Source organism: Luteolibacter sp. SL250 (assembly GCF_026625605.1).
Taxonomy (GTDB): domain Bacteria; phylum Verrucomicrobiota; class Verrucomicrobiia; order Verrucomicrobiales; family Akkermansiaceae; genus Luteolibacter.
In genome coordinates, this window is sequence record NZ_CP113054.1 from 3,290,190 (window position 1) to 3,310,471 (window position 20,282).

Here is a 20,282-nt window from a genome sequence, read left to right on the forward strand (position 1 = left end):
CACCAAATCCCAGCCCGTGCCCTTCCCTTTCCCCATCCTGTTATTGCTCGTCCTGAGCTGCCTTCCGAGTCAGGCGCAGCTCTATCCCGTCGCGGTCACCGTTGTACCCTATGCCGCCGCCATTCCCGAAGGAGGCAGTCTCCAGATGACGGCCCGGCTTGTTTATAACAATGGAGGTTCCGCGCCCATCGAGCCTTCACGGGTCCAATGGCGCGTCAACTCGGTCGATCCGGCCTACATCAGCAGCACCGGCATGTTGATCGCATCCGCCGTCCACAAGGACACCCAGATCACCATCCACGCGGTCTATGCGGGTTACCAAGGTTTCATCCCGGCGTTCATCCGGAACACCCAGCCCGACAACTACGGAAGCTACGCGGGCGACGGCCTTGAGGATGGCTGGCAGGTGGAGCATTTCGGGCTGGATCATCCGCAGGCCTCCCCGCTTTCCGATCCGGATGGGGACGAACAGAACAATCTTTTCGAATACACCGCGGGAACTTCACCAAGGGACCGATACTCAAAGCTCGTCTTCGCCGTGCTGCGCGCTCCGTCGCAGCCAACCCATCGGAAGATCGAAATCCATCCGATCCTCGCCGACCGTGCCTACCAACTGCAGCACAGCCCCGATCTCACCCCGGCCTCATGGAAACCGGTGGCCGCAACACCGGTCGATACCGGAAGCCACAGGGTCATCACCGACACGGACGCGGCCGGTGCCAGCCGCTTCTACCGGGTGATCGTCACGAAACCGTGAGACAATGCCGCGTTGACGGAGATGCCGGGGAAGGATTCGCTCTACGGATGCCGGTCAAACCCATCCTCACCGTCCTGCTCCTGCTTTCAGCCATCGCCCACGCATCCGAACCGCTGCGGGTGCTGTGCTTCAACCTCCGCTACATCAATAAAGGCGATACCGGCGACCGCACCTGGACCGCACGCAGGGACCAGGCGGCGGAAGTGATCCTGAAGGACAAGCCCGATCTCATCGGCATCCAGGAAGGACTGCGGCCCATGCTGGATGACATCGCGGAAAGGGTGCCCGGCTACGTCGAGATCGGCGGCGGGCGTGAGGATGGACTGGCGAAGGGGGAATACACCGCGCTGCTGGTGAGGGCGGACCGTTTCACCATCCAGCAGTCCGGGACCTTCTGGCTGTCGGACACACCGGAAGCCATCGCCTCCACCACCTGGGGGAACCAGGTGGTGCGGATCTGCACATGGGCGAAGCTCTATGACCGCACCACCAAGCGGGCGTTCCATTTCTTCAACACGCACCTGGACCACCAGACTCCCCTCGCCCGGCAGAAGGGCACGGAGCTGATCGTCTCCCGCATGGCAGCGTGCGGGGCGGACGGCCCGTTCATCCTGACCGGGGATCTCAACGCCCGTCCGGAAGATCCCCTGCACGGACTCCTCACCACCGGCCCTTGTGGCCTGGTGGATGTGTGGGCCGCGCTGCACCCGGGCGCGACACCGGAGGAATCCGTGACCGCACACTCCTTCATCGGAAAACCGGATGGATCACGCATCGACTACATCTATGCCTCGAAGGCATTCACGCCGGTCGATTCGGAGGTGCTGAGGACGAACATCAACGGCGTCTATCCGTCGGATCACTATCCGGTCCGGGCGACGCTGGCATTTCCGACGGATCAGCCGGTGGTCGCGCCGGCGGAGTGACCGCCGTGCGCCTCGCCATCGCGGAAGCCGAATCCACGGCGCACGGCCGCCATTTCCGCGGTCAGGCGTCCGTTCTGCCCGCGCACGATGAACGGGGCCTCCTCCGTGGTTTCACCATTGAAATCCTCCGGCAACCGGCAGGCGAAAAGCGTGAACAGCGGCTCCAACGTCTCGCGCGGCACCACATCTCGCATCCTCACGATCTTCAGCCCGGAAGAAAGGATGCCGTCGATCCCGCGTTGCCGCTGGCGGGTGGGGAAACAGACGACGAACCATCCGCCCGGTGCCAGGTGCTTCACCGCTGCCTTCGCGTAGTCGGAAATGTCGCCGCGCAGCTCGAATCGCGCGTGCGCTTTCTGCGAGTCCTGCGGCACCACGCCGGTCCCTTCCGGAAAGTACGGAGGACTGCCGGTGATGAGCGGAAACTTTTCCGTAAGGGAGAGGTCGCGCAGGTCGCCCAGCGAGTGATCCACACGACCGAGCAGGCCATTGCAGCGGAGGTTCGATTGGAGAAGCCGGTAGCTGATCTCCTGGGCCTCCACGCAGGTCAGGCACGCGTCTTTGCCCATCCCCCACAGGGTCAGCAGGCCCACCGTGCCGATGCCGGTGCCGAGGTCGAGGTGGCGGTCCACCTTTGGCGATGACTGGAGCGCATACCACGCCGTCAGCACGTCATCCGCGGAGTGACGGTGCCCCTTCAGCCGTTGCGCGATGAGCCAACCCGCCTCCGCCCCGGAGTCATCCGCGAGCACGTCGCCATCCGCACCCACCGGCCCGGTCAGCGCGTCGAGCGTGATCCGCTCCCCGAACTCCCCTTCCAACAGGAGCCGTTCCTTCCGCCATTCTTCCATTTCAGCCGACATCGCTGGCGGCAGGGAAAGCAGACCCAGGCGACCAACTCAAGCCCCGGAGGACGGGAAATTTTTTTGTCCGCTTTTCCGGCCTGGCGGTGTCTTCTGGATATGATGGCGGATGATTCCCACAACCTGTTGCTCCGTTTCTCCCGCCACCGCTCCGACGAGGCGATCCGAACGCTGGTCCAGCGCCACTCGCCGCTGGTCTTCGCCACGGCGCTCCGGCGTCTGAACGGAGACCACAGCGCGGCTCAGGATGTCACCCAGGAGGTTTTCACCCTGCTGGCGCGGAAGGCAGCCACGCTGCAGGGCGTGTTTGTCTCAGGCTGGCTCCACCGGCAGGCATGCCGCCGCGCCGCCAACCACGTGCGCACGGAACAACGCAGGAGGCAGCGGGAGAAGATCGCGGGGGAGGCCATGGACACCACCACCGGCACAGGCGACTCCCCTTTCCTTTTCCGGGAACTGGATGAGGCGCTGCTGAAACTACCCGCCCCGGAGCACGACGCGGTCATCCTGCGGTTCTTCGAAGGAAAGGACTACCGCCAACTGGGGCTGCGGCTGGGCATCACCGAGGAAGCCGCCCGCAAGCGGGTGAAGCGTTCGCTCGATCGGCTGGGTGGCATTTTGGGGAAACGCGGACAGGCCCTCACCGGAGGGGCGCTGGAGGTGAAGCTGCTCGGGATGGAGTCCCCGCCGATTCCGGAAGCTCTTGTCAGGAGCCTCTCCGCGAATGCGGCGAAGACCGGGACGGGAAGCTCCACCGCCGTTGCTTTCCTCAAGCCCGTTCTCACCGGATCCCTGCTGGCCTCCCTGGCCGCCGGCGGCACCTTGTCGATGCAACTGCTGCGGCAGGAGCCGGAGAAAACGCCTGCCGCATCCCCCACCACGGCCCGCGAACGCCGGGAAAGGACGGATACTTACACCACCCTGCCCGCAGGCTCTCCGCTGGAGGCCATCATCAGCGAGATCAAGCGCCTGAAATCCGGTCCCGCCCACACGCTGACACGCCTTCAACTGGATACACTGCTGGAGAGGATCAGCATCGAACAGATCCCGGATTTCATGGCTCTCGCGGAGGAACGCCTCAACCCATCCGAACAGGCGGCCGCCTATGAACCGCTGCTGAAGCGGTGGGCCGCGAAAGATCCCAATGCCGCCCTCACCCATGTGCTCCAGTCCGGCATCGCGGCACGAAGGGACGGAGCGATCTGGGGAAACACCCTGCTGGGCAACTTGCTCACCTCCTGGCTGGAACGCAGCAGGGACGCGCCAGCCGCATGGCTCATCGCCAACCAGGATCATCCGTTCCTGAGGCCGGGAGGAGAAGGAGAGAAGCTCGTGGGCGACATCTCGAAGGGCTATTACCTGCACGGGAACCACGCCGCCGTTTTCCACCTCATCGATGCGCTGCATTTCCGCGAAGCGAAGATGAACGCCTTCCAGAGCATTGCCGGAGAGGGTTCGATGTGGGTGATGAACGGCAAAGGGAAAGCGGAACGGTGGATGAAGTTCCACCGGGCGCTCGAACACTACGGCGATCCCGCGTTGAAAGAAGAGTTCTCAATCCGCTTCTGGCAGAATCTCGCCAGCATGGAATTTCCCGACCTGCAGGAGGCGATGAAAGACATGAACCCCAGAGAGAGATTCCAGGCTTCGCTCGGTGTGCTTTCCTCGGTTGCGTATCCGAAAAACACCTATGATGAATCAGGAAACCTGAAGGATCGATCCTTCAAGAAAGTCATTGACCGTGAACAACGGGAGGTCGCTGCCATTGAGGCGGGCGCGGCGGCGGGATACACCCACCAACAAACGCTCCCGCTGGCCGGAGACGCACTCAGCCGTGTCCTCAATGACACGGAATTTGGAAATTGGATCTCGAAACACCCGGAACTGGACCTGGATGACTCCATCTTGCGGCGCATCCGCTCCGAGCTCGCTGCGAACGGAGGACGCATCGACGATCCGAAGGAAGCGATCAGCCTCCGCTGGGCCGCCATGATCCGGGATCCGGAGCTCCGCCTGAGCACGGCCCGCGCGGCATTCATCAGGCTCCTGGCGGTGAAGCCGGAACTGGCATCGAAGAACCTGGCATTGTTGCCGGAGGAGCTTTCAGCGGACCTCAACCCCATGATGCCAACCACACCATGACCAACCGCGCCCTCATCACAGGCGTCCTCTCCGCAGCGGTGACCATCGCCGCGTGGGCCATCGCGTGGCCGCGTGGATCTGCTTCCCGGAATCCGTCGTCCGTTCCGGAAAAGGAAACTCATCCAACTCCTCCCCGGATCGATCCCACCTCGACCATCACCGCTCTCCGCGAGGCGAAAACACCGGAGGAAAAACTCGCCGCAGCCGCACGTCTTCACCTCATCCCGGTGGAACGGATTCCGGAGTTGTTGGAGAGCTTTCCCGTCATGGAGAACAAGTGGCCGGCTTTCGCAACGCAGGCGCTGTTGATCCGCTGGGCATCCAAGGACGGAGCGGCGGCGATGGAATGGCTGTGGAAAACTCTCCCCGACCGGAGCTACTTCCCCAGCGCCTCCCGCGACATCCGCGCGAGCTGGGCATGGCATGATCCGGAGGGACTGGCGCGGTGGGCGGAAGACCACCTCCAACGCACGACCCCGGACGAAAAGCCACCGAACGACAGCTCACCGAAGATCGATAGCAGCCAGCTCAGCCAGATTTGTCTGTGGCTCGTTCCCCATGATCCCTATCTGGCCTGCACGCTCCGGAAAAAAGCGGGTGGCTCCTTTTCCTCCCAGGATGTCGCACTGGCCCAAGCGATCCCCACCGTCGAGAAAGTCCGGCAGGCATTGCGCGCCTATGATGATCTGGACCAACTGAGTTCCACGAAAATATCCGGGCATCAGATGATCCCCATGCAGCTTCTCCGTCGCTGGCAGGAGCTGGATCCGGAGGACTTCGCCCGTTCACCCTACGGCCATGTCATGCCTGTTTCCGTCCATGGAGGGGACTATCTGAGGAAAAACGCATGGCGCACGCTGTCAGCAGAGAAGCGCGCGAACCACGCCAACGCCATCATCTCCGGTAAGGACGGAGACGGGCGGGCGGCGGGCATCTACCAGATCGCCTCACAATGGGCGGAAGTCGATCCCGCAGGGACTGCTTCCTGGCTGGAATCCCTTCCTAGATCCGAAGCAAAGCAATGGGCGGGTGCCGTCTCCGGTGTCATCGCGCCGAAGGATCTGCCCCGCGCGCTCGCCCTGCTACGGACCCAGGAACCAGCAGCCTACCGCTCATCGTTGGTCCGTGCGTTCGACGCCTGGACGAAGCAGCACCCGGACACTCCGGCGGATCTTTCCGGCCAGGATGAACTCACCCAACAGGTGTGGCGGGATCTTCAGGCGCTGGGCAGGGAGTGATGCAGGATGGACGAACGGAGCGCGGACTTCAGTCCGCTTGGCTTCGCTCGCTGGATTCTCCGGGGCGGACTGAAGTCCGCGCTCCATGCCTCAGGCCTGCACCTTCTTCACGAAGCACGCTTTCAGCCCGATGGACAGCCCTTCCATCTTGCAGGAGATCTCATGATCTCCCTCCACCAGACGGATCGGCTTTGATTTCATGCCCACCTTGAGGGTCACGGTGCTGCCTTTCAGCTTGAGGTCCTTGATCATCGCCACCACGTCGCCGTCCGCCAGCACGTTGCCGAAGGCGTCCTTAACCACCCGGTCCACCACCGCTTCCTCCGCGACCTCCGCCTGCCATTCATGACCGCAGGTGAGACACTCGCGCTTTCCCGCATCCCCGATCAAATCCTCCATCCCGCACAACGGGCAGCTCGTCTCACTCATGGACCCAGCCAACGGGAGGACGGGCGCAGGAGCAAGCACAGGAAGCGGATCAAGGCATCTTCCGCACCGCAATGTCTGCATTTTGCGCTGGGAAAAGTTCCCGGCCTTGATCCCGGATCATGATACCGAACGACTTGCAACCCACCAAAGTTGGCACACGGCATGCGGAACGCACCTCAGGCCACAACCCGTCGCGAACCATGCACAGTGAAACGCTCGATGCCCTGCGGAAAGCGGACCGGAACAAGCTCGCCCTGCTTGCCAGCGTCCTGCCCGGGGCCGGACATATCCTCAAGGGGCACAAATCACTCGGGGTCACCCTCCTGATCGGCAACATCCTCATGGCGTTCATCGCCGCATGGCTCGCCCTTGCCACGCTCGGCCTTTCGGTCGTGGTGGTGCCCATCCTATGGTGGGGCGCGGTCGCGGCCTCCGCCTACCTGATTCCGGACCTCACCGGCCACACCCCACCACCGCAGGTTTTCCTCGGTGAAAAGCTCAATCAGGAGAACAACGACGATGAGCATGCGACGCTCAGCGATGAAGCGAGGATCGATGAAGCGATGAAAGAGTCCTTTCCCGCCAGCGATCCGCCTTCCTGGAACCTGGGCGTGAAGAAGCACTACGACAACGAGGCGCGCAGCTCACAAATGAATCGCGGAGCCTGAGTGCTCATGACAGTTGGTGTTCCTCGATGAGCGCCTCCAGGCGTTCCCCGAGCAGCGCCCGTTCCCGTGCGTGGAAGCTTTCGAAAGGATGGGCCATCATGTCGCCGCAGATGCCCCGCAGGCTCAGCGCGCATTTCAGACCTTTCAACATCGAGCTGGGATGGCTGCCCACCGTGTAGAGTGCGGCCGCCACCTCCTTCACCACGCGGTCCAGCCGTTCCGCTTCCACCACATCACCCGCCGCGGCGGCCCGATGGTTCGCCACATGGAGCGCGGGGAAGAGATTCGCGCCTCCGTTCACTCCGCCGTGGGCACCCATCCTGACCGCCTGCGAAGTCAGCTCCTCCGGCCCCATCACCACGCTCCAGTCGCGGCGGCTCCGTCCCAGCTCGATCAAACATGCGAAATAATCCAGTTCCCCCGAGCTATCCTTGATTCCCACGATGGACGGGATCTCCATCAGCCGCGCCACGGTTTCCGGCTGGATGACCAGCTTCGTCATCGCCGGCATGTTGTAGAGATACAGGGGAAGCGGCGCTTCCTGCGAGAGCAAGGTGAAGTAGTCCACCAGCTCGGGCTGCCCAGCGCGGAAATAGTATGGAGTGGAGGCCACCACCGCGTCCGCCCCGCAGGCCGCGGCATGTTCCGCCAGTTCCACGCTTTCCTCGAATACGGTGTCGGAGATGCACACCAGGACCGGCAGACGTCCAGCCACCGCCCGGCAGGTTTCCGACACCATCTCTTTCCGCAGCCGGTGGCTCAGGCCCGGCCCTTCCCCCGTTGTCCCCAGGACGAACAGTGTGCTGACGTCCCCCCGGATCACGTGCTCCACCAATCGGTCAAGCCCCTCCGCGTCCAGCTCGTCGTGTCCGGACAGCGGGGTGACCAGTGGTGGTATGATGCCGTGCAGCGGCTCCCCCATCACATCGGCTGGCGCAGTCATGCACTCCGTTCAACCATGGAACTTTCCCGTTGCACAGCCAAATATATTCGGATATTTCCGAAACGATCCCACCCGCCATCCATGTCTGAACCGCTCCCGGAAAAAGTTTATCACGCCATCCGCGACCGCATCGCCAGCGGGGATCTCCAGCCGGGAGAACGGCTGGAGTTCAAGAAGATGAGCGCGGAGCTGGGTGTGAGCACCACGCCGCTGCGGGAGGCGATGAACAAGCTGGCCATGGAGGGTCTGGTGGAACTGCATCCCCGGCTGGGTGCGGTGGTGAAGCGGATGGAGCCGCAGGAAGCGGTGGAGCTGTTCGGCGTGCGGGAGGCCGTGGAGGGCTACGCCGCGGAGCGGGCGGCCATGCTCATGAGCGGTGAACAGGTCGTTGAGCTGGGGGATATCCTCGCCGCGATGAAGCGCCTCATTGAAACCTTCAAATCCGGCAAGGCCCGCCAGCTTTCCGAGGCCGGGGAAAAGAAGTTCCTCGATCTCGACCGGGCATTCCACCTCCACATCATCGACGCAACGGGAAACCGCCGGCTCACCAAGCTCCTGTCGGAGACGCAGATTCTGGAGCGGGTCTTCCGCCCCCACCGCATCGCCCATGACCTTGCGGTGATCGAGGACGCGTGGTCCGCCCACAGCGCGATCCACCAGGCGATCCGGAACCGCGATCCGGAAGCGGCACGTGCGGCGATGACCGCCCACATCCGCCGCAGCCTGGAGGCGACCCTCAGCGCGGACCGCAAGGCCCGCACCAGCACCTGGCTCTCCTGACGCGCCGCAACGTCCATCCTGCAGTCCATTTTTCCAAACCCATGAAACGTCTCCTTCCCCTTCTCCTCTTGTCGCCACTCCTCCATGCGGAGCAGGCGCTCGAACGACTGAAGTACAACCACCCGGGCCTGGCCGTGGATCTCGGTGTGGGGCTCTGGGCCTGGCCGCTGCCGATGGACTTCGACGGTGACGGCGATCTCGATCTCGTCGTCAACTGCTCGGACAAACCCTACAACGGAGTCTATGTGTTTGAAAACACGACCGGGGACACCGCAAAGAACCCGATGCCCGTTTTCAAGCCGGGCCGCCGCATCAGCAAGGGCATGGCCAACGTGCAGGTCAGCTACCCGGGCGGGCAACCCACCGTGCTGTCTCCCGCCATGCGCTACCCGGACTTCATCAAGTCCGGTCTCGACGCACCCGTGAAGATCGACATTCCCGGCAACGTCCATCCCAACAAGGTCCGGGCCAACCACTGGCGGATGGTGGACTTCGACGGGGACGGAAATGATGACATCCTCATCGGTGTCGGGGACTGGACCGAGTATGGCTGGGATGATGCCTACGACCGGAACGGCATCTGGAAGAACGGACTGCTGCGCGGCTACGTCTACCTCGCGCGCAACACCGGGACGAATGACGCCCCCGCTTACGCGAAAGCGGAAAAGATCCTCATCAACGGCAGTCCGCTGGAAACCTACGGATGGCCGTCGCCCAGCTTCGAGGACATGGATGGGGACGGAGATCTCGACCTGATCTGCGGTGAGTTCCTGGATGGCTTCACCTATTTCCGCAACGCGGGCACCCGCACGCAGCCCCGCTATGAAGCGGGACGCCGGCTGCGCACGGACAAGGGCGGCTACGTCACCATGCACGTGGAGATGATCACCCCGGTGGTGATCGACTGGGACAAGGACGGCCACCCGGACATCATCTGCGGGGATGAGGACGGGCGCGTCGCCTTCATCCGCAACACCGGCGGCCATGACAAGAACGCCCCGGTCTTCGAAGAGCCGCGCTACTTCCAACAGGAAGCGGAGGATCTGAAATTCGGCGCTCTTGCCACTCCCGTCGGCTTCGACTGGGACGGGGACGGCGACACCGACATCATCTCCGGCAACACCGCAGGCAACATCGCCTTCTTCGAGAATCTCAGTGGTCCGAAGGTGGAACACCCGAAATGGGCCGCCCCCGTGCTGCTGGAGGCCGGTGGGGAGACCCTCCGCATCGTCGCTGGTCCCAACGGATCGATCCAGGGCCCGTGTGAAGCGAAGTGGGGATACACCACCCTTTCCATCAATGACTGGGACGGGGACGGCCGCCCGGACCTGCTGGTGAACTCCATCTGGGGGAAAGTCGTCTGGTACCGCAACACCGGCACCCGCAAGGCAGCGGAGCTGGCAGCCGCGCAACCCCTGGAGGTCGAGTGGGACGGCCCGCAGCCGCACCTGGCCTACGGCTGGCTCCGTCCGGAGGGCAAAGGCCTGCTGACCCAGTGGCGCACCACCCCCGTCGCCGTGGACTGGAACGAGGACGGACTGCCGGACCTGGTGATGATGGACCATGAAGGCCACCTGGCGTTTTTCGAACGGAAGGAAAGGGACGGCCGCCGCATCCTGCTGCCTCCGCGCCGTGCCTTCATTTGTGACGGGATGACTCCGGAGGAAAGGAAAGGCGCCCATTTCTTCGCGGTGCCGGGGGAAACGATGCTGCTGCGCTACAAGGGCCGGCAGTCCGCGGGGGGATCCGGCCGCCGCAAGCTGTCGGTCACGGACTGGGATGGGGATGGAAAGATGGATATCCTGCTCAACGGTGCCAACGCAGCCTTCGTCCGACAGACGCGCGCGGAGGACGGCAGGTGGTTCTTCAAGGACATGGGCCTCATTTCACCCACCAACATCGAGGGCCACGACGTCAGTCCCACCACGGTGGATTTCAACGGCGATGGCATCCCGGACTTTCTGGGAGGGGCGGAGGACGGGCGCTTCTACTACCTGCGGAATCCCCGCACGAAGTGAGGCGGTGAGGATGGAATTTCCTCCCATCTCCGGCAGGTCCGGGTCAAACAAGGTCTGCGGATGGGCGCCCAACCCTTTCATCCGCATGAAATCCCTGATCCATCCATGAAATCCATCGTCATTCCGTTCATCGCCGCCCTGGTGGCCTCCTTTTCGTTCGCCACCGCACAGCCTGACACCAAGGAAATCACCGCCGCGGATGACGCCCGCGTCGCCGCCACCATGGCCGCCGACAAGGCCGGTCTGGAGAAGGCATTCTCGGACGGGCTCCACTACGCCCATTCCTCCGGCGTCGTGGACACCAAGGCGTCCTTCATCGACACCCTCGTTTCCGGCCGGAACAAGTATCTCAAAATGGACTACATCAAGCGGGAGTTCTCCTTCCCCGCACCGTCCGTCGCGCTGATGACCGGCCAAGTCCGCATCAAGACCCAGTCCGCGGAGAAAGGCACCAATGAATTCACCCTCAGCTTCCTGGGGGTCTGGAAGCAGGAGAACAGCGCGTGGCGCTTCCACGCGTGGCAGTCGGCCCGCCTTCCTGAGCCAGCCAAGGCCAACTGATCTCCGGAAACGAGCCGATGACCTCCGCTCCCTCGCTGGGCCGGTACGCATGGCTGGTCGTCATGCTGCTGTGGCCCGTCGCCCTGCTGAACTACATGGACCGCCAGATGATGGCGGCCATGAAGTTCTCCATCATGGATGACCTCCCGTCCATCGGCAGTGAGGCGAACTGGGGTCTGCTGCCCGCCGTTTTCAAGTGGGTGTACGCATTCGTCAGTCCCTTCGGAGGCTATCTGGCGGACCGTTTCAGCAAGCGCCACGTCATCGTCACCAGCCTCTTTGTCTGGTCCGCCGTCACGTGGGCCACCGGACATGCTCAGACCTTCGAACAACTCGTCTGGAGCCGGGCGCTCATGGGCATCAGCGAGGCCTGCTACATCCCCGCCGCGCTCGCCCTCATCACCGACTATCACAACGGCCCCACCCGCTCCCGCGCCATCGGCACCCACCAGATGGCCATCTATGCGGGCGTGATGATCGGCGGCTTCAGCGGCTATGCCGCGGACAGCCCGTCCCTCGGATGGCGCTGGGCGTTCGATGCCGCGGGCATCGCCGGTGTGTTGTATGCCCTACCCCTTTTCTTCCTGCTGAGAAATCCTCCCGCCACCGGGGAGGCCATGGTCCGGCCATCTCCCGGACGGAGCCTCGGGGAGTTGCTGGGGAACCGGTTCTTCATCCTGCTGGTCCTCTACTTCACCCTGCCCGCCCTCGCCGGATGGGTGGTCCGTGACTGGATGCCCGCCATCCTGAAGGACCAGTTCGGCATCGGCCAGGGACATGCAGGCGTCTCCGCAACGCTCTATGTGAATCTCACCGCACTCATCGCGGTGGTACTGGGAGGCGTGCTGGCCGACCGGTGGATGAAGCGCACCATCCGGGGGCGTATCTACATTTCCGCCATCGGCGTGGGGCTCATCATCCCCGCCCTGTTCGGGGTGGGGAATGCGGCCACGCTCGGCACCGCCATCGCCTTCCTCATCGTCTACGGCCTCGGCTGGGGCTTCTTCGACTGCAACAACATGCCCATCCTGTGCCAGATCGTCCGGCCGGAGCTGCGCGCCACCGGCTACGGCCTGATGAATTTCGTCAGCATCAGTTGTGGAGGTTTCGCAGACTGGGGCTTCGGCATCATGCGGGACCAGGGCATCCCCCTCAACCTCATCTTCACCGCCTTCGCCGCCCTGTGCGCCATCTCGGTGGGTCTGGTGCTGGCCATCCGGCCGAAAGCCACCGTTTAGATCCGACCCGCCGCCTTGATGTCGAGGTAACGGTTCGCCAGCCCGGTCGCCAGTTCCTGCGCGGTGGTGTCCATGGTGAGGATACCGTGCATGCCCAAGGTGGTGAGGATCTCCCTACGCTCCCGCTGGTAGTGGTCGGCGGCGAGGAATTTCAGCGCGTCATTGAAATGCACGACCGGGGTGGATGCCGCATCTTCCACCGTCTTTTCCTTCAGGCTGGCCAGCAGGACGAGGTGCTTCGAGCGCAGCACCTGCAGCGCACCACCGAGTTCCTTCCCGTCCTCACCGCGGAGGTTGGTCATCACGATGACCAGCGCCCGACGTCTCTGCCGCGCCATGAGCTGCTCCACCGCGCCGGCGAAGTCGCTGGGGGCGGAGGTGGTCTGGTAGTCGTAAAGGTGGTTGAGCAGCACCGGCATGGCGTGAGCCCCCTTGATGGGCGGCAACCACCGGTCCGTGCCGCCGAAGGATTTCACCCCCACCTTATCCCCCTGCCGGAGTGCGATGTGGGAGACCAGCAGGATGGCGTTGAGCGCATGGTCGAACTGCGGGAGCGCGCCATCCATCGCGCGCATCCGCCTGCCGGTGTCCAGCAGGAAGATGATGGTCTGGTCCCTTTGCTCCTGGTAGTCCCGGCTGATGAGCATCTGCCTGCGTGAGGATGCCTTCCAGTCGATCTGGGAATACGGGTCCCCGTCGCGATAGTCACGCAACTGGTGGAAGTCGCGGCTGGTTCCCGGGCGGGGCCTGCGGACGATGCCCATGGGGCTGTCCCGGTGCTGCATGCCCAGGAGCGCGAAACGGATCACCGGCTCATAGTTCGGATAGACCTTCACGCTTTCCTCACTGCCGTGGAACGTCTTTCTCTGCCAGAAGCCCGCCGGAGATGTCCTGCGGATGCGGACCCTGCTGAAAACGATCTCCCCGCGCTCCATGATGCTGACCGGATGGAACACCTTGATCTCCCGCCTGGCCGGCACCGTTCCCTGCCAGGGCATGGCAGGAGCGTCCGATCCAGCCGGGATGCCATCGAAAATCTCCACCTTCGCCGGGATGCCACCCGCATTGCCCACGGACAGCCTGACTTCCGCAGGTTCACCTTGGGCGAACCTCTTCGGCAGACGGCGCACCACCTCCAGCCGCCGGAAAAGGAGCAACGCCACGGCATCCACCAGCAGCACCAGCGCCGCGATCCCCCCCAGCGCCCCCCAGATCCAGATCCAGTCCGGAAACGCGGACACGACTCCCCCGGCCACCGTCCAGGCAAGCGTCAGGAGAATGAACCGGAACGTCGGGCTCATCACTTCACCTTACTGCCGGGGTGCGGGCACGCTGTCCACGATGCCGCGCAGCACTTCATCCACATTCTGGCCGCTGATGGCGACCTCCGGGGTGAGCTGGACCCGGTGGCGGAGAACGGGCAGCGCGGCGCTCTTGATGTCGTCCGGAATCACATATCCCCGGCCGTTCAATACGGCGAAAGCTTTCCCGATCTTCACCAGGCTGATGGCTCCGCGGGTTCCCGTCCCCAGGCCGATGGCCCGTGCATCACGGGTCGCCTGGGCGATGGCAACCGCGTATCCCACCACTTCCGGCATCACCTGGATGGCGGAGGTCGCGGATTGCGCGGCGATGATCTCCGCAGGGCTGCAAACGGGGACCACGCTGCGGTCGGCGGCACGCCCGGCCTCCGAGGCCGCGCGGCTGACGATCTCGCACTCCGCGTCCCGCCCCGGGTAGTCGATGAGGATCTTCATGATGAAGCGGTCCAACTGCGCCTCCGGCAGCGGATAGGTCCCCTCATGCTCCACCGGGTTCTGGGTGGCCAGCGTCATGAACGGCGGATCAAGACGGAGGGTCTCCCCGTCAATGGTGACCTGGACTTCCTGCATCACCTCGAGCAACGCCGCCTGCGTCTTCGCCGGGGCGCGGTTGATCTCATCCGCCAGCAGCAGGTTCGTGAAAACCGGACCACGGCGGAGCTGGAACGTCTGGCTGCGCATGTCGAACATGCGGAAACCGGTGACGTCAGACGGCATCAGGTCCGGTGTGAACTGGATCCGCCCGGAATGACCGCCGAAGGTTTTCGCCAGTGTGTTGACCAGGTGGGTTTTCCCCAGACCCGGCTTCCCTTCCAGCAGGATATGACCGCCTGCCAGCAGGGCTGCCAGGACCTGGTCGATCACCGTGTCCTGGCCGATGATGACTTTCCTGATCTCCGCCCGCATCCGTTGGATGAGGTCCAGGAGCGGTGAGGACTGCGGGGCTTCATACGGGGAGTGCTGCGTGAAATCGGACATCGTGACGGCAGAATGTAATAGCCCGCATCCGGGCTTGGGAAAGCCCGGAATTGACCAATACCCCGATCATTCCCGCTCAATGCGGAAAAACATCTTCCCTCCCGTGGGCGCGATCCCCATGTTGAGGAGGTTGCGGGAGATGGGTGCCCCGGTCCCGGCGATGCCGGTGTGACCGGGCACGGGCACCCAGGACCCTGGAAGGAGCGTGGTGCTGCTGGCGACACGGTAGGTCTTCCCGATCTCCGAACGGAAGGTCACCCCGATGTTGTCCCCGGTGCGCTGGTAGGAAGTCATCTCCAGTGGGATCGGCTTCGCCCCCTGGGTGATGGTGTGGGTGCGGCTCACCGTGCCAGAGGTGATGGTGATGATGCCGGTCCGCTGGGTGGCGCCCGGATTCGCCTCCACCTGGTAGTTGAGCGACTGGGCCCCCACCTGGTAGGTGCTGTTCAGGCTGGAGATCCATGGCACGTTGCTGGACCAGGTCCATGCCGCATTGTTCGTGACGGACACCGTGTCCTCCACCAGGTGCCCTTCGACGGAACGGGTGGCTGGTGTGACCGCCAGCTCCGCAACCGCGAGGTGGAATGCATCCGGCATGACGATGAGGTTGTTGGTTTCGTTCTCCTCGGTCACCTCCTTGCCGGAATCAATCTCCCAGCCCACATACCAGTCGGGATCAAACGATGAGATGGAGGTCGGCATCGTACCAATCACATCGACGGGCAGCGTGCCCCCCGCCTCCAATCCCGCGACCCGCAGGGTTGCCAGCTCATGTGAGAAGCGGTTGATGGTCGGGCTGGATGAGGCCAGGAAACGGATGGTGAACGCAGCGGAATCGACCGTCCCGGCATTCTTCACGCTCATCTGGATGCGGGTTTTCCCGGAGGCGATCACCGCAGCCGGCAACACTGTGATGCTATCACCGGAGTCCACCAGATCCGGTCTGGGCACCCCCGCCTGCCGGACGATATGACTCGCGGAATAATCCAGAGTTCCAGCCCGGATCCTCAATGTCCGGGCGCTTCCGTTGTTCTGGGGCACCGTATATGTGACGGTCTTTGAATTGAACTGCGGTCCGTCGAAATTCAGGGTCACCCATGACGCATCCGCTCCGGTGACCAACGGTTCAGTCACCGCCCTCCACTCACCGCCGGGCATTGTGACGGTGAATGAATAGACACCGCCCTCCCGGGGCACCTCCTGAGATTCCGCGGCGACCGAAAACTCCGGAGAGGGAATGAAGCTGCAGACCAGGTCATACTGCCCGGTCTGGGTGGCATAATAGTGGTTCACCTTGATGTACAAATCCGTCGGCGCCACAAGGACCCTTTCGATGCGGAAGTTGGTGTCACCATAGTCATCGGAATAGTCCAGCACGGTGCCATTGGCGGAATAAAGGGTGCCCACGGTGTCCGTGCTCCCCGTCGTGTTCAGCACCAAGGTCCCCGGTCCGTTGACTTCAACCCGGAAATAGTCCGAGTCGCCCTCGGTCTCGATATTGCCGGCATTGGTGGAGTTGAGCTTCACAAGGGTGGCCAGCGTCCGTTGGTTGCTGTGGTCATCCACCGTTCTGCCCTGCTGCGTGACGGTGTAGGTCCTGGTGACTTCCCCCGCCGTGAAAACGAGGGTCGCCGTGCGGGGGGATATCGCTCCGTTGTTGGCGACGGTGTATTCGAAGATCTGCCTTCCCTGCTGGTTCACCGCCTCCGTGGTGGTGATCCACGCGGGCTTCCCGGTCCAACTCCAGGCGGAGTTCGAATTGACGAAAAACGTCTGGGATGAGGCTCCCGAAGGGATGACGACGTTTCCAGGATTCAACCCGAGCAGGGTCACTCCGGGAGGTGAACCGAGCTGTACGTCCATGGATGCCCCCGGAACGCTGAGCACTCTCAGGTAGAGGCCTGACTCCTGGCCATTCCACCAGTTCGCGTTCGGGTTGTTGTAGTCGTCGAACTCCCCGGTGTTGCTGTCATAGAGGTCGCCCGCATCCCCGCGGTTCATCCCCCGCTCCAGATCAAATCGTCCGTCCGCCTGCTGGATGGAGACCAGATAGTGGGAATTTGCGGTCATTTCCTCCCGCTGGTTGTCGCTGTTGACGGCTTCATCGATATGCCAGATGGCGATACCCTTGTCCTTGCAGGCTGCCGCCCATTTGTCCCCCGCCCCCCGGTTCTCGATCAGGAAATACTCGGTGGTGGAGCCCGGCTTGCGGAGGCGGTAGCCGATGTTGCCGGTGGATGGCAGACTTACCGAAAGCGTCTGTGAATCGGTGAAATCCGTGATCGTCGCCCATCCGGATGCCTCTTTCAGGTAGAGGTTGATCGGCCCCGGGGTCCGTCCGCCATTGAGGTGGTTGGCGGAGCCCATGAGGCAATGCTCACCGACGCCCTCGGACCCGCCATCAGTGTCGTAGAGGTCCGGATAGTCCAGCAGAAGGTGGCCGAGCTCGTGGGCGATGGTGCCGATCACCGGCGCGGAATTCTCCACGTTCGTGCACTGGTACCTGAAGACGGTCTTTCCTCCCAGTGACATGCCGGAACCGGAGAGGCTCCACGCATGGGGCCAAAGGCCCTTTGCCCAAACACCGGAGTCACTTCCCGCGAAAAGCAGGCTCGTCGCCACCACCTGGTTGTTTCCGTTGACCGTCAGGGAGGTTGAGTCGAAGCCGGCCGAGTTCAATGCGGTGATCGCATCCTGCACCAGCATGCGCCCTGCGGCACCCGCATCCCGGAGGCTGGTGTTGGCCGGGTAGTTCGAGTAATTATAATAGTTCCTGGGGTTCGGCAGGGTCACCACCTGGGTGACGGACTGGGTATGATTCAGGAGGCCCGTCGACTGGTCACTGAAATAGTCTCGGATGGATCCTGTGTTGCCATTGTCAGTGTATCCCACCTCGTTGCAAAGCCTCTCGATCTTGTTCCGGGTGACGGGAAAGGAAACGTCGGAGAACTGGACAAGGATGGTCAGGCCGACTTTGTCCCCTTCCACCGGCGCGGCGGCCGGGTTGGCAGCCCTCGCCCTCCAGCGTTGCTCCAGGTCGGGGATGTATTTCCGGATGTTCGCCTGCCGCACGGCCGCGGCCGTTTCCTTCGGCTCGCGGAGCTGCTTCGGCACTCCGGCGGGTGGTTGCTTTCCAGCAGGGATCGTGGATTTCACAAGTTCCTTCCCCGCCGCTGCAGCCACTTCGGCGTAGTAGTAGGTCTGGTCCGCTTCGTTGAAAATGACGGTGTATCCGTCCTCCGTCGTGGTGCGGCCGTAGAGTTCATCCCCATGGACACGCAGGGAGAGAACGGTCCCATCCGGCTGGGTCCACTTCGTGGACAAACCCTCCGGTGGGTAGGGTGCGGCGACGGCGGACGTGATGGATGCCACCAGCGCGAAAAGGACGGAGATATATCTGCGGCCCGCGGAGGATAATTTCATGGGAGGCACTTTAAGCAAAAGTGAAGGAAAGACTGCAAACTCAAATTCAGCCATTTATGAAATGGCATCCGGTGCCCGCCGGTATCCTGAAATCTCATTGAACCCATGCGCTGCCCGCTTCTGCTCCTCACCGTCCTGATTGCATTTCACCCGGCCTCCGCGGATTCCCTCGGATTGGAAAAGGAGATCCGATCCCTGGGCAAGCAACCGGAGCTTGCAAAGGAACGGGACACACTGGTGGCCATCTCGGCCAAGGAAGCCGCCAGGCCCATCATCGTCCGTCCGCCGACACTGGCGGTCCTTCTGGAGCGGTATCCGGAGTCGATGAAATACCAGACGAAGCCCGCCCACCAGGCGAGGCTGACGGATGAGGAATGGGAACGTTTCGCCCTTTCGCTGAGCGATGCGAACCTGAACGGCATTCTCGCCGAGCGGCTCCCCCGGATGGCAGCCGCCCATGTCTTCAGCAAGGATGAACGGATCCTGAAACATATCGTGGAGCAGCTCACGGAGATGGCGGCATGGAAGCCGCTGGAGCGTCCCGGTACGAATTCCGCCCGACAGAACCTCAAGTATGCCCCATGGCTGGGCACCGGATGGGCGGTCCGTGGCATCACGGGCACGCTGGACATCCTCCCCCCGGAAGCACTTCCCGCCGGGTTGAGGGAGACTCTGGTGGCGAACCTGGAGGAAGAGATCCGCGGCATCCGGAATGCGTGGAAGGAACAGAAACTCTGGTACACCCGCGAAGAATCCCGCTACAGCAACCAATGGGTGGTACCGAACGAGGCGCTGGTCCTCGCCTCCATCTTCAACGGCTTGGGAAAGCACCGGGACGACTATGAGGCGGGGGTGAAAAACCTGCTCAAATCCCTGAACGCGCAGGGAGAGAAAGGCGAGTTCACCGAAGGCGGTTCCTATGCAGCCCTGACGATGAACAGCTTCCTCTCCGCAGCGGAAGCCGCCGCCGCGCAGGGGGACCGCCGCCTGATCGATCATCCTTACCTGAAGAGATTCCCCATCTGGTACGTCCATCACGTCCAGCCGGGCGGACGGATCATCAATGCATTCGACTCCAAGGTGGACAACCTCGACCCGAACCTGCTCTCCCGCTTCGTCTCCGCCGTCCGCAGCCCGGAAGCGTTGTGGATGATCCGCAGGGACAAGAGGCTGGGATACGGCACCAAACTGGGCGGGCTCTCCGCAAGGGCCGTGACGGGGCTTTCCCCACAGGAACCTCCCCTCTTCGCCGCCTATGACATCGCCGCACGCATCAACTGGCGGAGCAGTTGGGACGATGCGACCGCCGCCGGCTTCTGGATGCGGGGCGGGCATGCGTCGGACTCCCACGACCACCAGGACAGGGGCCATGTCAGCTTTTCCATCGGCGAGCGGGAGATCCTCATCGAGGCGGGGCTGGCGTCCTATGGCATCCCGGAACATCCCACCCACTACCGCAGCGTGGCGGCCCACAACGTGCTGCAGGTGGGGAATGCCGCTCCGGACGATCTGAAAGGCCCCGTGATGAAGGCGTCCGGACAGATCCTGGACTCCGCCCACCGCTCCGCCCCCATCACCGTGGAGCGGATGGATGCCTCCGGCGGTGCCGCCTCCGTGGATATGTCCCGCTGCTATGACTCCACGGAGAAATGGGTGCGCCATGTCACCTGGGACAAGAAAGGCGTATCCGTGAAAGATGAGGTCGTTCTCAAGGAACCGGACCACGTGACGTTCCGCTGGCATCTGGCCGCCGCCGCGGATGCGGCAGTCATCGTGAATGACGGCAGCCTCATCATCAACGGCATCGAGGTCGACTACGATGGTGACTCACCCGTCACCGCCACCGTGGAGCCGATGCCCGGCTTCGACGCCCGGTTGAAGAAATCCGTGGAGCACGCGTGTGTGGTCCTCCGGTCGGAAAAACCGGTGAAATCCCTCACCCTCAACTCACGGATCCGGCTCAAGCCGTGATCCGGAAAATTCCTCGTTTCCAACC

At 63.1% G+C, this 20,282-nt stretch carries 16 protein-coding genes; 10 read left to right on the forward strand and 6 right to left on the reverse strand.

Going from position 1 to position 20,282, the window contains the following annotated elements:
* The first annotated feature begins 16 nt into the window (after nucleotides 1-16).
* Complete coding sequence (locus tag OVA24_RS14445) at nucleotides 17-757, forward strand: hypothetical protein (RefSeq protein WP_267670592.1); 741 nt, start codon at nucleotides 17-19, stop codon at nucleotides 755-757.
* A 47-nt stretch (nucleotides 758-804) separates the two neighbouring features.
* Nucleotides 805-1,683, forward strand: coding sequence for an endonuclease/exonuclease/phosphatase family protein (locus tag OVA24_RS14450; RefSeq protein ID WP_267670594.1), 879 nt, complete (start codon nucleotides 805-807; stop codon nucleotides 1,681-1,683).
* On the opposite strand, the gene OVA24_RS14455 is transcribed toward OVA24_RS14450, so the two are convergent.
* Nucleotides 1,656-2,546, reverse strand: a complete 891-nt coding sequence (locus OVA24_RS14455; protein ID WP_267670595.1) for a tRNA1(Val) (adenine(37)-N6)-methyltransferase — start codon at nucleotides 2,544-2,546, stop codon at nucleotides 1,656-1,658. The genes OVA24_RS14450 and OVA24_RS14455 overlap by 28 nt on opposite strands.
* Before the next feature lie 99 nt (nucleotides 2,547-2,645).
* Here OVA24_RS14455 and OVA24_RS14460 point away from each other — a divergent pair, with 99 nt between their 5' ends.
* On the forward strand, nucleotides 2,646-4,688 hold the full coding sequence (locus OVA24_RS14460) for an RNA polymerase sigma factor (protein ID WP_267670596.1): 2,043 nt from the start codon (nucleotides 2,646-2,648) through the stop codon (nucleotides 4,686-4,688).
* Entirely contained in the window at nucleotides 4,685-5,926 is a 1,242-nt protein-coding gene (locus OVA24_RS14465) for a hypothetical protein (RefSeq protein ID WP_267670597.1), read from the forward strand. Before OVA24_RS14460 ends, OVA24_RS14465 begins: the two co-directional genes overlap by 4 nt.
* 90 nt (nucleotides 5,927-6,016) lie before the next feature.
* On the opposite strand, the gene OVA24_RS14470 is transcribed toward OVA24_RS14465, so the two are convergent.
* On the reverse strand, nucleotides 6,017-6,355 hold the full coding sequence (locus tag OVA24_RS14470; protein WP_267670599.1) for a zinc ribbon domain-containing protein YjdM: 339 nt from the start codon (nucleotides 6,353-6,355) through the stop codon (nucleotides 6,017-6,019).
* Nucleotides 6,356-6,555: 200 nt separating this feature from the next.
* On the opposite strand from OVA24_RS14470, the gene OVA24_RS14475 reads away from it, so the two are divergent.
* Nucleotides 6,556-7,023 (forward strand): hypothetical protein, encoded by a 468-nt coding sequence (locus OVA24_RS14475; protein WP_267670601.1) that lies wholly within the window; start codon nucleotides 6,556-6,558, stop codon nucleotides 7,021-7,023.
* 4 nt (nucleotides 7,024-7,027) lie between these two features.
* On the opposite strand, the gene OVA24_RS14480 is transcribed toward OVA24_RS14475, so the two are convergent.
* Entirely contained in the window at nucleotides 7,028-7,966 is a 939-nt protein-coding gene (locus tag OVA24_RS14480; protein ID WP_267670603.1) for a dihydrodipicolinate synthase family protein, read from the reverse strand.
* Between the two features lie 81 nt (nucleotides 7,967-8,047).
* Here OVA24_RS14480 and OVA24_RS14485 point away from each other — a divergent pair, with 81 nt between their 5' ends.
* The 4 genes from OVA24_RS14485 (at nucleotide 8,048) to OVA24_RS14500 (ending at nucleotide 12,563) form a co-directional block, all read left to right on the forward strand.
* Nucleotides 8,048-8,746 (forward strand): GntR family transcriptional regulator, encoded by a 699-nt coding sequence (locus tag OVA24_RS14485; RefSeq protein ID WP_267670605.1) that lies wholly within the window; start codon nucleotides 8,048-8,050, stop codon nucleotides 8,744-8,746.
* A 41-nt stretch (nucleotides 8,747-8,787) separates the two neighbouring features.
* The gene (locus OVA24_RS14490; protein ID WP_267670606.1) at nucleotides 8,788-10,764 is read left to right on the forward strand and encodes an FG-GAP repeat domain-containing protein; all 1,977 of its coding nucleotides are present in this window, start codon (nucleotides 8,788-8,790) and stop codon (nucleotides 10,762-10,764) included.
* Nucleotides 10,765-10,869: 105 nt separating this feature from the next.
* Entirely contained in the window at nucleotides 10,870-11,325 is a 456-nt protein-coding gene (locus OVA24_RS14495) for a nuclear transport factor 2 family protein (protein ID WP_267670609.1), read from the forward strand.
* Nucleotides 11,326-11,342: 17 nt separating this feature from the next.
* On the forward strand, nucleotides 11,343-12,563 hold the full coding sequence (locus OVA24_RS14500; protein ID WP_267670610.1) for an MFS transporter: 1,221 nt from the start codon (nucleotides 11,343-11,345) through the stop codon (nucleotides 12,561-12,563).
* Here the strand turns inward: OVA24_RS14500 and OVA24_RS14505 are convergent.
* The 3 genes from OVA24_RS14505 to OVA24_RS14515 all read right to left on the reverse strand — a co-directional run bounded on the left by OVA24_RS14505 (nucleotide 12,560) and on the right by OVA24_RS14515 (nucleotide 18,286).
* Nucleotides 12,560-13,864: a DUF58 domain-containing protein gene (locus OVA24_RS14505; RefSeq protein ID WP_267670611.1), complete on the reverse strand. Its 1,305-nt coding sequence runs from the start codon at nucleotides 13,862-13,864 to the stop codon at nucleotides 12,560-12,562. The genes OVA24_RS14500 and OVA24_RS14505 overlap by 4 nt on opposite strands.
* A gap of 9 nt (nucleotides 13,865-13,873) precedes the next feature.
* The gene (locus OVA24_RS14510; protein ID WP_267670612.1) at nucleotides 13,874-14,863 is read right to left on the reverse strand and encodes an AAA family ATPase; all 990 of its coding nucleotides are present in this window, start codon (nucleotides 14,861-14,863) and stop codon (nucleotides 13,874-13,876) included.
* 66 nt (nucleotides 14,864-14,929) lie between these two features.
* Entirely contained in the window at nucleotides 14,930-18,286 is a 3,357-nt protein-coding gene (locus OVA24_RS14515) for a M6 family metalloprotease domain-containing protein (RefSeq protein WP_267670613.1), read from the reverse strand.
* A gap of 105 nt (nucleotides 18,287-18,391) precedes the next feature.
* Between OVA24_RS14515 and OVA24_RS14520 the strand changes: the two genes are divergently transcribed.
* A complete protein-coding gene (locus OVA24_RS14520) occupies nucleotides 18,392-20,257 on the forward strand; it encodes a heparinase II/III domain-containing protein (protein WP_267670614.1) in 1,866 nt (621 codons plus the stop codon).
* The last annotated feature ends 25 nt before the right edge of the window (nucleotides 20,258-20,282 follow it).